Annotated in this window: 18 protein-coding genes; 5 read left to right on the top strand and 13 right to left on the bottom strand. The window is 30.3% G+C overall.

The genetic code is table 11. From position 1 onward, the window contains the following. Positions 1-14: 14 nt before the first annotated feature. The 5 genes from HMPREF3125_RS04355 to HMPREF3125_RS12650 form a co-directional block, all read right to left on the bottom strand. Positions 15-329 (bottom strand): YfhH family protein, encoded by a 315-nt coding sequence (locus HMPREF3125_RS04355; protein WP_017637841.1) that lies wholly within the window; start codon positions 327-329, stop codon positions 15-17. Continuing rightward, positions 307-1,125, bottom strand: coding sequence for a recombination regulator RecX (recX, locus tag HMPREF3125_RS04350; RefSeq protein ID WP_017637842.1), 819 nt, complete (start codon positions 1,123-1,125; stop codon positions 307-309). Before recX ends, HMPREF3125_RS04355 begins: the two co-directional genes overlap by 23 nt. 168 nt (positions 1,126-1,293) lie before the next feature. Next, positions 1,294-2,103 (bottom strand): monofunctional peptidoglycan glycosyltransferase SgtB, encoded by an 810-nt coding sequence (sgtB, locus tag HMPREF3125_RS04345; RefSeq protein WP_029056005.1) that lies wholly within the window; start codon positions 2,101-2,103, stop codon positions 1,294-1,296. A 229-nt stretch (positions 2,104-2,332) separates the two neighbouring features. After that, on the bottom strand, positions 2,333-2,851 hold the full coding sequence (locus HMPREF3125_RS04340; protein ID WP_017637844.1) for a type 1 glutamine amidotransferase domain-containing protein: 519 nt from the start codon (positions 2,849-2,851) through the stop codon (positions 2,333-2,335). 121 nt (positions 2,852-2,972) lie between these two features. Next, positions 2,973-3,134 (bottom strand): SE1561 family protein, encoded by a 162-nt coding sequence (locus HMPREF3125_RS12650; protein WP_017637845.1) that lies wholly within the window; start codon positions 3,132-3,134, stop codon positions 2,973-2,975. A gap of 234 nt (positions 3,135-3,368) precedes the next feature. Here HMPREF3125_RS12650 and yfkAB point away from each other — a divergent pair, with 234 nt between their 5' ends. Further along, on the top strand, positions 3,369-4,511 hold the full coding sequence (yfkAB, locus tag HMPREF3125_RS04335; RefSeq protein ID WP_017637846.1) for a radical SAM/CxCxxxxC motif protein YfkAB: 1,143 nt from the start codon (positions 3,369-3,371) through the stop codon (positions 4,509-4,511). 95 nt (positions 4,512-4,606) lie between these two features. On the opposite strand, the gene HMPREF3125_RS04330 is transcribed toward yfkAB, so the two are convergent. Genes HMPREF3125_RS04330 through HMPREF3125_RS04320 form a run of 3 tightly spaced genes read right to left on the bottom strand, consistent with a single transcriptional unit; the run spans position 4,607 to position 6,629 of the window. Further along, positions 4,607-5,137 (bottom strand): acyl-CoA thioesterase, encoded by a 531-nt coding sequence (locus tag HMPREF3125_RS04330; RefSeq protein WP_017637847.1) that lies wholly within the window; start codon positions 5,135-5,137, stop codon positions 4,607-4,609. Positions 5,138-5,191: 54 nt separating this feature from the next. Further along, positions 5,192-6,433: an aminopeptidase gene (locus HMPREF3125_RS04325; RefSeq protein WP_070452162.1), complete on the bottom strand. Its 1,242-nt coding sequence runs from the start codon at positions 6,431-6,433 to the stop codon at positions 5,192-5,194. Positions 6,434-6,446: 13 nt separating this feature from the next. Beyond that, positions 6,447-6,629, bottom strand: a complete 183-nt coding sequence (locus HMPREF3125_RS04320) for a DUF1128 domain-containing protein (protein ID WP_037555624.1) — start codon at positions 6,627-6,629, stop codon at positions 6,447-6,449. Between the two features lie 161 nt (positions 6,630-6,790). On the opposite strand from HMPREF3125_RS04320, the gene HMPREF3125_RS04315 reads away from it, so the two are divergent. From HMPREF3125_RS04315 to HMPREF3125_RS04305, 3 genes are all read left to right on the top strand, one after another. Further along, on the top strand, positions 6,791-7,255 hold the full coding sequence (locus HMPREF3125_RS04315; protein WP_017637850.1) for a low molecular weight protein-tyrosine-phosphatase: 465 nt from the start codon (positions 6,791-6,793) through the stop codon (positions 7,253-7,255). 4 nt (positions 7,256-7,259) lie between these two features. Further along, positions 7,260-7,544, top strand: coding sequence for a hypothetical protein (locus HMPREF3125_RS04310; RefSeq protein WP_070452159.1), 285 nt, complete (start codon positions 7,260-7,262; stop codon positions 7,542-7,544). 289 nt (positions 7,545-7,833) lie between these two features. Then, positions 7,834-9,072, top strand: coding sequence for a YihY/virulence factor BrkB family protein (locus tag HMPREF3125_RS04305; protein ID WP_070452157.1), 1,239 nt, complete (start codon positions 7,834-7,836; stop codon positions 9,070-9,072). 90 nt (positions 9,073-9,162) lie between these two features. Here HMPREF3125_RS04305 and vraR read toward each other — a convergent pair whose 3' ends face one another. The 5 genes from vraR to map all read right to left on the bottom strand — a co-directional run bounded on the left by vraR (position 9,163) and on the right by map (position 12,830). Beyond that, the gene (gene vraR, locus HMPREF3125_RS04300; protein WP_017637853.1) at positions 9,163-9,792 is read right to left on the bottom strand and encodes a response regulator transcription factor VraR; all 630 of its coding nucleotides are present in this window, start codon (positions 9,790-9,792) and stop codon (positions 9,163-9,165) included. Continuing rightward, positions 9,782-10,825: a sensor histidine kinase VraS gene (locus HMPREF3125_RS04295; RefSeq protein ID WP_017637854.1), complete on the bottom strand. Its 1,044-nt coding sequence runs from the start codon at positions 10,823-10,825 to the stop codon at positions 9,782-9,784. The genes vraR and HMPREF3125_RS04295 overlap by 11 nt, the downstream gene beginning before the upstream one ends. Beyond that, positions 10,822-11,523: a cell wall-active antibiotics response protein VraT gene (gene liaF / locus HMPREF3125_RS04290; protein WP_017637855.1), complete on the bottom strand. Its 702-nt coding sequence runs from the start codon at positions 11,521-11,523 to the stop codon at positions 10,822-10,824. Before liaF ends, HMPREF3125_RS04295 begins: the two co-directional genes overlap by 4 nt. 14 nt (positions 11,524-11,537) lie before the next feature. After that, entirely contained in the window at positions 11,538-11,924 is a 387-nt protein-coding gene (locus tag HMPREF3125_RS04285; RefSeq protein WP_017637856.1) for a DUF2543 family protein, read from the bottom strand. Positions 11,925-12,074: 150 nt separating this feature from the next. Continuing rightward, positions 12,075-12,830, bottom strand: coding sequence for a type I methionyl aminopeptidase (map, locus tag HMPREF3125_RS04280; protein WP_017637857.1), 756 nt, complete (start codon positions 12,828-12,830; stop codon positions 12,075-12,077). A 165-nt stretch (positions 12,831-12,995) separates the two neighbouring features. On the opposite strand from map, the gene HMPREF3125_RS04275 reads away from it, so the two are divergent. Beyond that, positions 12,996-13,982, top strand: coding sequence for an FUSC family protein (locus tag HMPREF3125_RS04275; protein ID WP_029056008.1), 987 nt, complete (start codon positions 12,996-12,998; stop codon positions 13,980-13,982). Positions 13,983-14,244: the final 262 nt, after the last annotated feature.

The following is a 14,244-nucleotide window of genomic DNA, read 5'->3' as shown; positions in this document are numbered from 1 at the left end:
TTCTTTTCATCCTTCTATAATTTTAATAATGCAATTGGTAAACCTTCTTCGGGTTCGCTACTTTTAATTCTAAATCCCCAAGCGAATATACCTTTTAATCTTTCCACTTTAAAATATTGATCACTGCCATCATTTAATTGATAGATTCTGCCTAATTCAATTTTATTACGATCAACTAAATAACTTTCAGCTACAATTACTTTACTTTGATAAACGTCATATTCATTCAAAATACCGTTCATTTCTGCTTTTCTCATTTTTTCTTTATAAGTTTGTATTTCATGTCTTAATTCTGGCTCAGACATTTCACTCAATTTCTTCTGTTCCATTTTCGATACCACTTTCTTCTAATTTAGATTTAATTTTATCATATTTATAGCCTTTTCTCATAAGCGTTTCTATCGTTTTTCTTACTAGTTGTTGCCCTTCATATTTTCTTTGATGCTTTTGATATGTTTTTTCTAAATCAGTTTGTAACATATCGTCAAGTTGTTCTTCGTCCTGTGAAAAATCAAGTTCATCCATGGCTTGTTTGATTTTTTCTATCGTAAATCCTTTTTGCATTAAAGCAGTCATTGTTTTTTGTTTAACTTTTGAAGTTGGACCTTTTTTAGTTTTAATTACTTTACTCGCTACTTTGATGATATCTTCCATTGGTTGTTGTTCTATGTATAGAGCAGTATATTCATCTATAATATTAGTTTCAATACCAGCTTGATACAATTTTTGTTTATAAGTTTCAGGTCCCTTATCCGTTGTATTGATCATAGTGTTTTTCAAACTTTCAGCATAATCATAATGATCTATTAATTTTTCTTGGTAACAATAATCTATCACTTGTTGCAGCGCTTCTTCAGAAATGTCATTTTTTATTAAATGTTGACGTACTTCTCTTTCAGTACGCTTTCTAAATGAAAGATATTGAATTGCTATATTTAAACCTCTTCGATAATGGTCATATTTTTGAATCTGCTCCATTTCTGCGGCTTCTAGTACTTGATCTTTCTTTAAATTAAATTTAACAAGTGTATCAATATCTATCCCCATCTCAAATTGATTATCGAGATATAGATTAAAACGTTCTTTGTTCTTCTTTTGTACTTCTAATTTAGTGATTTTAGGCATGATACACCTCCTCATAAACATTGTATATATCATATTATGACATAGTTCAATCATTAGCAATAAAGTCACGCTTTATAAAAAATAAAACCCCTATCATATTTACAATGTTCAACATTACATAGTTACTGTAATTTATTCGTACTAACATTGCATATGATAGGGTAATTGTTATTGACCTAGTTGGGCCATTGCTTCCTCATATTGGTCATCGGATATATAATCAAGTTGTTTCATTTTTTCTAAATTGGTTTTAACTCTATTCGTAAAGTTATCTGACATGTCATCAATATTATATACACTTGGCGCATTAACTTTGCTTGCTAAAATTGCGCTTTGTAATACACTAATTGTATTCAAATTTTGATTGTTTTTATTAGTTGTTGCGCCGAAGTAATGATTTGCTGCACCTTCAACTGTATATTGATTATCTCCAAAATATATATTATTTAAATAAAAACTAAGTATTTGATTTTTATCATATTGTTTCTCTACTTTATGTGCTACAAACAGTTCTTTTACTTTTCTTGTGAAAGAACGTTCGTTATCATAATAATAATTTTTAACAACTTGTTGTGTTATTGTACTACCACCTTGAACATCATGATCACTCAAAGTAGAAAATAAAGCTCTTGTTGTTCCTTTAAAATCAAAGCCATGGTGTTTATAAAATCTTTCATCTTCTAATGAAATAAAAGCACCTCTGACATATTTTGGCATTTGATCTGCCGAAACATAATCACTTTTATTTTCAATCGATTTTAAATCGTCTACATTAGCTCTCGATGATAAAAAAAACATTAATCCTAAGAATAATACTAATATAATCGCTAATGTAATAAGTATTTTTAAAAAGATACGTTTACTTTTCTTTTTTTTAGGTGGTTTCCCTATTGGTTGATAATAAGTATTATAGTGAGGTTCACGCATATCTCGTTGAGGGAATTCATTAGATTGTGCATATCTGTCGCTTCTTTTCATGCATTTACTCCTTTACTCAAACTCACTGTTATAATGTGAGTTTACCAGTAGTTGAAACCATTAGCTATAGTTTATAGTAAAAATCAGTCCCAAGGTGTACATATTTGACTATTATTTAATATATACAATTCACTCATTTATTACTTCCATATCAACTTTTACAAATAAAAAAGACTTATTGAACTAAATCAATAAGCCTTTAGATTTAATGTTTTATACTAAACAATCATTAGTCTTCTAATTGTTTTACGATTTCTCTATTGAAATCATCTAAATCATCTGGTGTACGACTTGTAACGATATTGTTATCAACAACTACTGATTCGTCTACAACGTGCGCACCAGCATTAGATAAGTCTTTACGTACATTTAATACTGCAGTTAATGTACGACCTTTTAAGTCATCAGTATCAATTAATACTTGTGGTCCATGGCAAATTGCAAATGCTGGAACATCATTAGAAGTGAAGTATTTAGCGAATGTACCAAATCTACCTTCTGCATCACCACGTAAATGGTCTGGTGCAAATCCACCAGGAATTAGAACAGCGTCATAATCTTCTGGTTTTGCTTCGCCGATACCAACTTGAACAGTTGCTTTTTCACCGTGTTTACCAACGACTTCTTCGTTAGCATTAGTGCCAATAACTACTGTTTCAAATCCAGCATTTTCTAATGCCTCTTTCGGACTTGTAAATTCTATATCTTCAAATTCATTTCCTAATAGAACTGCTACTTTTTTACTCATAATATGATCACCTTTCTATTGTGCGATTATATTTATTGTATTCACGTTTAAGTTTAAAGTTAAACATCTTGTACTAAATTTTTTAATCGTCACTAAAGTGTCATTAATTATGATTAGTGAATTATTTGGAAACTTGTTTTACTTTTTCTTCTAATTGATCTAGTAAACCAATCCATTCATCAATGTCTTCAACACGCACTTCATCAGGGTTTACATGATCAATATCCTCGATAAATTTGTTTAATCTCGTTTTGATTTGTTCTATAGTTTGTTGTTCACTCATTTAAAATAGAGCTCCTTTGAAATTTATTTTTGTTATATTTATCCTAACAGAATTTGACAAAAAGAGATATAATCTTAATAATGTTTACTGTACTTTTTACAAATTTTAAAGAGCTGACACAGGTTTTGAGGAAACGTGAAACATAGTATTTATAATATGGATATATTGAAAAATTTTAACTAGTATATATGTTCACAACTCCTCTTTGTCACACTCTTTTTAGGAGAAGTTTTAATGATAATAACAAATAAAAAACCTATTTCAATACACAATGATCCTTGGGAAGCTTATAACGATGTCATTGATAATGGCCAACTCACTTTAAGTAATATCGAATTTACAACAACCAATTTATGTAATATGAGATGCAGTCATTGTGCTGTTGGTTACACTTTACAAACTAAAGATCCAGATCCTTTACCAATGGATATTATATATCGCCGTTTAGATGAAATTCCAAATTTACGTACATTGTCTATAACAGGTGGCGAACCTATGTTTTCGAAAAAGTCTATTAAAAATGTAGTGAAACCACTATTAAAATATGCACATCAACGTGGGATATATGTACAAATGAACTCTAATTTAACGTTACCACAAGACCGATATCTTGATATTGCAGAATATATAGATGTTATGCATATTTCACATAACTGGGGAACCATTCAAGAATTCACAGATGTCGGCTTTGGAGCTATGAAAAAGCAACCGCCAATTAAAGCAAAATTAAAACTATACGAGCAAATGTTAGACAATGCAAGTACTCTTTCTGAACAAGGAATGTTTGTATCTGCTGAAACAATGCTCAATCAAAGCACATTACCTTACTTGGATAAAATTCATAATGAAATTGTTAATGATATGAAGTGTAGTCGACATGAAGTACACCCTATGTATCCAGCTGATTTTGCAAGCTCTTTAAATGTCTTATCTTTAAAAGAAATGAAAGAAGCGATACATCATTTATTAGATATACGTGACCAGGATACTTGGATGTTATTTGGTACATTACCTATTTATCCATGTATTAATGATGAAAACGATCAACAATTATTACAACGTTTAAGAGATGCAAAAAATGTCACAATGAGAAATGACCCTGATGGGCGTAGTCGTTTAAATGTAAATGTATTTACAGGTAATGTCATTGTTACTGATTTCGGAGATGAAAATGGTACTATTTCAAACATACAAAAAGACAGATTAACAGATGTATTTAATCAATGGCTCACTTCTGATTTAGCCCAATCTTTAAATTGTCATTGTTCTGAATATCATTGTCTGGGACCAAATGTGTTAGTGAAAAATATGTATTACCCTGATACTGATTTCCGCCAAAAAGAAATTGAAATGCATGCAAAACATATCTTTTCATAATTTATAATCATAATGCTTAGCAAACTAAAAAGACCTAATGAAAAATTTATAGTTTCATTAGGTCTATTTATATGCAATTCTAAATAAGCTTTTATCTAATTTTCAATATGTTGAATTTTAGATAAATACTCAATAGTGTTTTTACTTTCATCACGTCGTTCTTTGCGACGAGCGACACGTTGAGGAGCTGTTTCATGGAACCATTTTTCAACTTTATCTTCTGGATAAACTTGAGGAACGCGTACAGGTTTACCATTCTCATCTAAAGCTACAAAGGTTAAAAAGCTAAGTGCAGCTAATTTACGTTCTCCTTCAAAGACATCTTCAATAATAATTTGCACACAAATTTCCATTGAACTACTACCCGTATAAGAAACCATTGCTTCGTATGAAAGGATGTCCCCATTCTTGATTGGTAATAAGAAATCTACTGAATCTGTTGAGGCAGTTACTACTGAATTACCAGCATGTTTCACAGCAGTAATTGCTGCAATTTCATCTACATTTGCCATTAAAATACCGCCAAACATCGTATGAAGATGATTAGTATCTTGTGGATACACTTGACTTGTTTTAATACTTTTAGATTCAGACATTGCTTTTTTATTTACTTGTTCTTTAGTCATTCATATCTTCCTATCTCTCTATGAAATTTCCCTACTGTACTTGGTATTTACGACTTATTTTGCCCAATTTCCGTTTTCGAAAACGAGTTCTTTTGAGCCATCTTCTAAAATACCATAAATGGTTAAATCAGCACTACCTATCATGAAATCTTCATGAACATTTGAATCATTTAAACCACTTGCAATTTTTTCTTCAGTTGTCATTTCAGTTCCACCTTTAATGTTGAAACCGTAAGCAGATCCTAACGCTAGATGACAGGATGCATTTTCATCAAATAACGTATTATAAAAAATAGTGTTTCTATTTGAAATTGGAGAATCATCTGGTACTAGTGCTACTTCTCCCAATCTACGTGCACCTTCATCTGTATTTAATAAATCTTTTAAGACATCTTCGCCCTTTTCTGCTTTAAAATCAACAACAACTCCATCTTTAAATGTTAAAGTGAAACCGTCAATGATATTACCGTTAAAGCTTAATGGTAATTTATTTGTTACATAACCATTTACATTATTTCTATCTGGCGCTGTGAACACTTCTTCTGTAGGGATATTAGCAATAAATGCTTGTTGCTTTCCATTTACATAGCTAGTAGCATCTTCCCATATATGTCCCTGTGGTAACCCTACAACTAAATCTGTACCTTCAGAAATATAATGTAACGCTTTATATTGTTTATCTTGCATTCTTTTAGCATGTTTACTTAAATTACTTACATGTATTTTCCAATTTTCTACAGGGTCATTACCATCTACTCTTACTATATCAAACACTTCTTCTATAAATGTTTCATAAGCTTCTTCTACTGATTTATCAGGGTATACTCTTTGAGCCCATGCTTTTGATGGAAATGCTGCAACCACCCAAGGAAATTGATTTTTTTGGCTTGCTTCCATATATCCTTTATAACCTTTGGAATATTGCAATTGAAATGCTTTCAATTTATTAGAATCAATACCATTTAATAAATCTGGGTCTTCAGTTAATATTGCAAGGTTTGCAGCGCCTCTTTCTACATAATCCATACGTGCATTAACATCATAAGATTTAACTTCATTATTCTCAAAATGGTCTACAGTTTCGTATTCAAATTTCATACGTTTTAATTTTGGGTCTGAATAATCGACTCTTACATCTGATGCACCAGCTTTATATGACTCTTCTACAACTAGATGAGTTAATTCTAAAGCTTCGACAGATGAGCGTATAAATACTGGCTGTTTTTCTTGAACATTCATGCCTACTTTAACTAGTAGTTTGGCATACTGTTTCAATTTTCCTTGGTAGTTACTCATTTAGACTCCCCCTTTATTGTCTTAATTCTCCTAGTGCATCTGCAATAGCAGTCACTTCGCTAGGTGAAAATGAATCTTTTGAAGTTACAAATTGATGTATTTCTTTAATTTCATTTTGATCAGCATCTTTAAATTTATCAGGATCAATAAGCGCTTTATTAACTATATTTAACTTTTGTCTTATTTCGGTAATCATTTCTTCATTTGTAGTTGCCAAACTTCTCACCTCTTTACCTTAGTATTCTATCAAACTAACATAATTTATGGAACATTAATAGAATTTGAAAAAATTTGCTTTCTAATTGTTTGAAGAACCAGTAAAATGGGGATATAATTACATAGTTTGGAGGAATTAATATGGTAGACGTAGCTTTCGTATGTCTTGGTAATATCTGCCGTTCTCCAATGGCTGAAGCAATCATGAGACAAAGACTACAAGACAGAGGTATAACTGGTGTTAAAGTTCACTCTCGTGGCACTGGAAAATGGAATTTAGGTGAGCCCCCTCACGAAGGGACTCAAAAGATTTTAAATACACACGGCATTCCATTTGATGGTATGATTAGTGAACTTTTTGAACCAACAGATGATTTTGACTATATTATTGCAATGGATCAAAGTAATGTAGAAAATATTAAAGCAATTAATCCTAGCATAAAAGGACAATTGTTCAAATTACTAGAATTTAGTAATATGAAAGAAAGTGATGTACCTGATCCATATTACACTAACAATTTCGAAGGTGTTTATAAAATGGTACAATCATCATGTGATAATTTAATTGATTACATCGTCAAAGATGCAAATTTGAAAGAGGGGTAAAATTATGGAAAACAAATTCATTCCTGGAGTATTATTAGGCGCTGTTATCGGTGGCGTAGCAACATTAGCTGATAAATCAACTCGTAATTCTTTAAAACAATCATTCTTAAATGTTAAAGAAGGTAAAAAATCTCAAAAACCTTCTAAAGTAAGTAGCATTAAAGATGAAGTTATGTACTGGAAAGATGTTATCGAAGAAATTCGTCGTAATAACCCAGAGTTAGAACGTTCTATTAAAGATGCAAAAGATACTTTTGTTAATAGAAAAAATGAGCGTATTGGAAAATAATAGTTAATTATTAGATGAATTATGAATTAGAATTTTGTAATAATAAATCACTATTTCTTAATTAACTATTCAAATAGAGTGAAGATATTCAATAACTGTTATCCCACTCCATTGAAACGGGGGTGAGTTTAGAGGTTGAGCTATTAAATGATTTTTAGCTTATTGGTAACTAAAATTAGTCTCCAATAACCAAAAATTAACTCAACTTCATCTCACTCCCTTTCTTTACAATTTTAATTAAATTAAAATGTGTTTAAATATAATATTCAAATTATTAAAGGAGATTGTTATGTCAAAGAAAGAAAAAACAAGTTCCAACTTCCTTAATTCTGCTAAAGAATATGAAGATAACAAAGATCAACAAAATAGTGATAACAAAATTAAAGTCGATCGTACATACATTGAACCTCAAGAATTTCAATCTAAGACACCAAAAAAGAAGAATCAGGTATTCTTCCTTTCAAGATTAAACAAACCTGCAAAGTATACTAAAGATTCGAACTTTTTCTCTTATTTGGTATATAGAATTGGTAAGGACGATGCATCAGGTTTAGCAGCTCAAATGACATATCACTTTGTTCTTGCTATGTTCCCTATGCTCATTTTCTTATTGACTTTATTACCAGTTTTTAATATCGATCAAAGTCGTATTACTGATATGTTAAGTAGTGCACCATCAGAAACATCATCAATTATTAAAAGTGTTATAGGCGATGTTACTAAAAATTCAAGTGGCGGCTTACTATCTGTCGGTCTGATCTTAGCAATATGGTCTGCATCAAATGGTATGACTGCCATTATGAATTCATTTAACGTTGCTTACGATGTTGAAGATAGCCGAAATGGTATTTTACTTAAGCTTTTAAGTGTTGTATTTACTATTGTAATGGGATTTGTATTTTTAATAGCTATGGCTTTACCTACCCTTGGTTCTGCTATTAGTCATTATTTATTCGGTCCATTAGGTTTAGACTCACAAATTAAATGGATATTTACTTTACTTAGAGTGGTATTACCTCTAATCATTATTTTACTATTATTTATAGTATTGTATTCGGTAGCACCTAATGTTAAAACTAAATTTCGTTCAGTATTACCAGGTGCAATATTTACATCAGTCATTTGGTTACTAGGTTCATTTGCATTTGGATGGTATATTTCTAACTTTGGTAATTATTCTAAAACTTATGGTAGTATCGCTGGTATTATTATTTTACTGATCTGGTTATACTTAACAAGCTTTATTATTATCATTGGAGCAGAAATTAATTCTATCATTCATCAACGTAATGTAATTAAAGGCGAAACACCTGAAGAAGCTGCTTTAAAACATGATGATAATAACCAAAATCATTATAATGAAGATACAACTTATGAATATAATGATAACCGTGAATTAGGTTCACAAGAAGATTATAATATCGATAAAGATGCTAAAGATAAGTACCAAGAAGATCAAAGTACAATTAAAGATAAAATTGTAGATAAATTTAAAAATAATGATTCAGAAGAAGATAAAAATTCTTAATTATTATATATTAAAGGCCAAGACGGATTGATGTTCATCAACCGCTTGGCCTATTTGTTTGTAAAATTTTATATCATGTAATAACTATCTTTATTGGATAAGATTATGTTGAAATGCATAAATTACAGCTTGTGTTCTATCTTGTACTTCTAATTTACTTAATATATTACTAACATGTGTTTTAACAGTTTTAATTGTAATATGTGAAGCACTGGCAATTTCCTGATTGGAATAACCTTTTGCAATTAATAATAAGATTTCCATTTCTCTTTCTGTTAACATTTCATATAATTCTGCACGTTTTTTCATTCTATTTCGCATTTTCACTAATACTTCTGGTTCAAAAACAGATTCACCATTATAAGTTTTACGAACCGCTTCAGCTATATCACTTGCACTAGTTGTTTTTAAAATATAACTATCTACACCTGCATCTAAAGCACGATAAACTTCTTTATCTTCAATAAAACTTGTTAACATAACTACTTTAATTTGTGGTAAATCTTTTTTTATTTCTGTTGTAGCTTCTACACCATCCATATCATCCATTAGTAAATCCATCAATATTAAATCGGGTTGCAATTCATGCGCTTTAGCTATTGCATCTTTACCAGATTCTCCTTCACCTACTACTTCAATGTCGGATTGTGTTGATAAATAACTTGATATCCCTATCCTAACCATTTCATGGTCATCTACAAATAATACTTTAATCGCCATAAGAATCCTCCTTGTTCAATGGGGCTTTAACTTCTATACGTGTTCCGGAATCAGGTAACGAAACGATATGGAATGTAGCACCAATTTCTAATGCACGTTCTCTCATATTTTTTAAACCATAGCTTTGTTCCAATTTTTCATCTACATTAAAGCCTTTACCATTATCTTGTATACGTAATAATAAATAATCTTGCTTATTAAATAGTTCAACCGTCACTCTAGTGCCATTAGAATGTCTTAATGTATTTGAAATAGCTTCTTGAGTAATTCTAAATAAATGATCTTCGATACCTTTAGGAACTTTAAATTCTTGTATTTCATGTACAACTTTCATCGGAACTTTCTTTTGAAGATCTATAACTAAATCTTTAATTCCTTCACCTAAGGACTTATCTTTCAACCCTAGAGGTCGTAAATGTAATAATAAAGCTCTCATTTCAAGTTGTGAATCTTGTACCATTTTCTCTAAAACTGGAATTTGTTGGTCTAATGGGGGTTCTAATTTAGTTTCTTTAATCGCTGATAACATCATACTCGCAGCGAATAATTGTTGACTTACTGAGTCATGTAATTCTCTAGCTAGACGTTGTCTTTCGTCTTCAATAATCTTTTTAACTTTTACATCGTTCATGTTGTAGTTTTCATTAGTTAAGTTTTGTGTTTTCATTCTTAATCGATGTAATTCCTGATTTAATGGTACAAGTGTATGATATATTTCCAGTGTTTCACTATATAATTCTATATTTTGGTCATTGATACCAACTGTTTCACCTTCAATAGATCGTTCTATTTGAGAATTAATCCAGTCATTCTGTTGATTAATTTTATAAGCTAAAACAGAGCCTACAATGATACATAATAATATCACTATGATATTTAAAAATAAGAATACAGGTATGCCAAAAATCTGTGTATAGAACATACCTTGAAAATAGATGATGTTAACAAATACTTTATCAATAAATAAAAATGCGGTTAACATACTATACGTTAAAATGAGCATAGAGCCTATTGCTCTTATATAGTGATTCATCTATAAATCACCTCTACGTCTCCAATAAATGTTGATACGTAGACATTGACAGTGTAATTTTCTTCTTTAGTTTTCTCTTCAACATGTATATTATTATTCTCTATTTTATATGATTTTTCATTAACATATGCTGATCCATAAAATGCAGCTGCATGTATATTGATATTATAATTTAATGGTACGATCACTTGTACCTTACCTAATATATGTCTAACAACAATAGTATTATTATCTTTGATATTTGCTGCTTTTGTTAAATCAATATGAATGTCACCAATTCCATGTTGAATTTGGACATCTTCCCATTTATATACATAGACAGGTGTTCGTTGTTCTCCAAACCATTTCTGTTTAATGAATGCTGGAGATGACACTTCCTCTTCTGTTGCCGTTACTTTTAATGGTTTGAATTTAAAAATTAAGTATCTAACAATTAGCAATAATAAAAATATAAATAAAATGATAATCGTATATTTATTAGACAATAAAGTGAAAGCGATTAATAGTGCACCAATCCAAAATGCAAGCAAGCCCCTCACTTTATGAAAATATATATATCCTACATAAACTAGCACGCATCCTAATAGTAAAACGAGTAGGAACCCTATCTTTTCAAAGAATATATAATAAAAATTAGCAATAATCATTAATGCTGTAAAAACTATCAACAATTCTGTTGATATATATTTATGGGTCATGGTTCGCCACCTTTCTATGCCACAGCACTCATATAATGAATTAAATGACACTCTTTTTCAATAGTCATTTTTTCTTTTGTCTGTTCACTTATTTTAGTTTCTATTTGTGCATAATAAGCCTCAATATGATTTAAGTAATTTCTTAATGCTGCAATTTCATGATCATGTACTTCTTCTGCACATTGGATATTATATAAATCTGCTATATCTATATACTTATTTTCTAATGCTAAAGATATACTGTCAATTAACTTTTTGAGCTGTGCTCTCTTCCCATTTAAATATGCTATATAACTTTCAATACTTTTTATTTTTTTATCTAGTTTCATTTTATATTCATCGATATTATATCTTAATGACGATTTAAAAATGTGATTTAAATAATTCTCCATATAATTCATAGAACCACCTCACCATTGATTAGGTTCTATTATAAAACAATTCCGAAACCTTAAGTAATAGGCTCCGGAACCATATCGTATTAGTCCTTTAGTCCTAGATTAAATCATAATCATTTACTTTAATTATTTAAGGACTGTCTTAATTTTATATTAATTATCTATTTTTGTTGTTAGTAAAGGACCATCTTTAGTAACAATGACAGTATGTTCAATTTGAGCAACATAACTTTTATCACTTGTTTCAAATGCCCATTCATTTTTACCTTCAGTTACAAACGTAGCTTTAGATGAAATAAATGGCTCAACTGCAATGACAAGTCCTTCTTTTAATAATGTTTTATCTTTTGGATCATAGTAGTTCATGACATGATTAGGTGCTTCATGTAATGATTGACCTACTCCGTGTCCTGTTAAATTCTTAATAACTGTTAAATCATTTTGACGCGCAGTTGCATGAACTGCTTTACCAATATTACTTAATTTCGTGCCTGGTTTCACTTTAGCCATTGCATTTTCAAATGCCATTGTCGCTACATCACATACCTTTTGTTTTAAAGGATCTGATGCTTCACCTACAACAAATGAAATGCCTGTATCAGCATAAAACCCGTTTTTTAGTGCTGATACATCAATATTAACTAAGTCACCTTCACGAATAATACGTTTCCCTGGAATACCATGAGCGACTTCTTCATTCACACTAATACATGTTTGACCTGGGAAGTTTTCGTCATGAATTGGTGCAGATAATGCGCCATGTTCTTCAAACAATTCTTTTGCAATATTGTCTAATTCTTTAGTTGTAATGCCTGGTTTAGTTTCAGCTTGCATTGTATCTCTTACTTTAGCGCAAATATATCCAATTTCTTTTAGAGCTTGTAGTTCTTCATCTGTTTTTACAATCATTTTTATCCCGTTCCTTTATATTTATATTCTATCTTATTATAGCAAAAATTTTTTGATATACTAAATATGAATGCATTATAAAGTATTTATTTTGTTTGTATAAGAAAGAGAATTTGAAAAAGCGATCTACGTTTTAAAAATTCCCTTTTTAAGGGGGACAACAACTTGAATGAAAAATGGTATAAACATATTATTGGTGCACGTACAATTAAGACAGGCTTAGCAACCTTCTTTACTACTGTGTTTTGTATGTTATTAAACTTAACACCAATTTTTGCCATATTAACAGCAATCGTAACCATAGAGCCTACTGCTAAAGCATCTATTAAAAAAGGCTATCGTCGTTTACCAGCTACAGTTATTGGAGCTTTATTTGCTGTTGTATTTACATTTATTTTTGGGGATCAATCACCGTTTGCATACGCCTGTAGTGCAACGTTTACGATATTGGCTTGTACTAAATTAAATCTACAAGTTGGTACAACAGTTGCTGTTTTAACTTCAGTTGCTATGATACCTGGTATACATGAAGCTTATGTATTTAATTTCTTTTCACGTTTATTAACTGCTTTAATTGGACTTGTTACTGCAGGACTTGTAAATTTTATGATTTTACCGCCTAAATACTATAGTCAATTAGAAGATAATCTATATAGATCTGAAGATAAAATGTATGACTTATTTAACCAACGTTGTCATGAGTTACTACTTGGACGATTTCAATCTGATAAAAGTAATAAAAAAATCATTCAAATTAGTAACTTAAACCAAAAAATTGACTTATTAACTGGATATCAACGTGATGAACTTACTTATCATCAAAATAAAGCCGAAGATTGGAAAAAGCTTAATAAACTAACTAGTAGGGCTTATACTAATAGATTATTAATGACACACCTAGCCAATATTATTTATTTACCTAAAGATGCCTATGTATTCTTTACTCCAGATGAAAAGTTAGCAATATTAAAAATAAGTACAAGTATTAGCCACATTCTATGTGATGGTACATTTAAGCGTGAACGTAAATCAGCTTCAACTTTAAAATCTTCAGTAAAACAACTTGAAGAATTCGATCAGAATCAAATTAAAAGTCATCTTATATATGAAATTTTATTAATCTATAAAATATTAGATCATCGCTATGCGTAAAAAATATTTTCAAATGAAAGAGACTGGGACATAAATCCTAGAAAAATAGCCAGTAAATGAGTTTATCCAAAAAACTCATTTACTGGCTTCTTTATTTATAATACTTCGTATTATCGGCTCGCTTTCTTAGGGGACAGCTTCAGCCTGTAGTCTTCAGCTTGTCCTGTTCCCTTAAGAGTCTCGCCAAAATACATCGAATTTATATGTAATTTTACATCAAAACACTTTAAAAAATAAGGCCCTTTCGTATAATTTAATAAAC

The sequence above is a fragment of the Staphylococcus sp. HMSC13A10 genome, from assembly GCF_001808005.1.
GTDB lineage: Bacteria > Bacillota > Bacilli > Staphylococcales > Staphylococcaceae > Staphylococcus > Staphylococcus pasteuri.
This window is presented reverse-complemented; position numbering and strand designations above follow the sequence as displayed.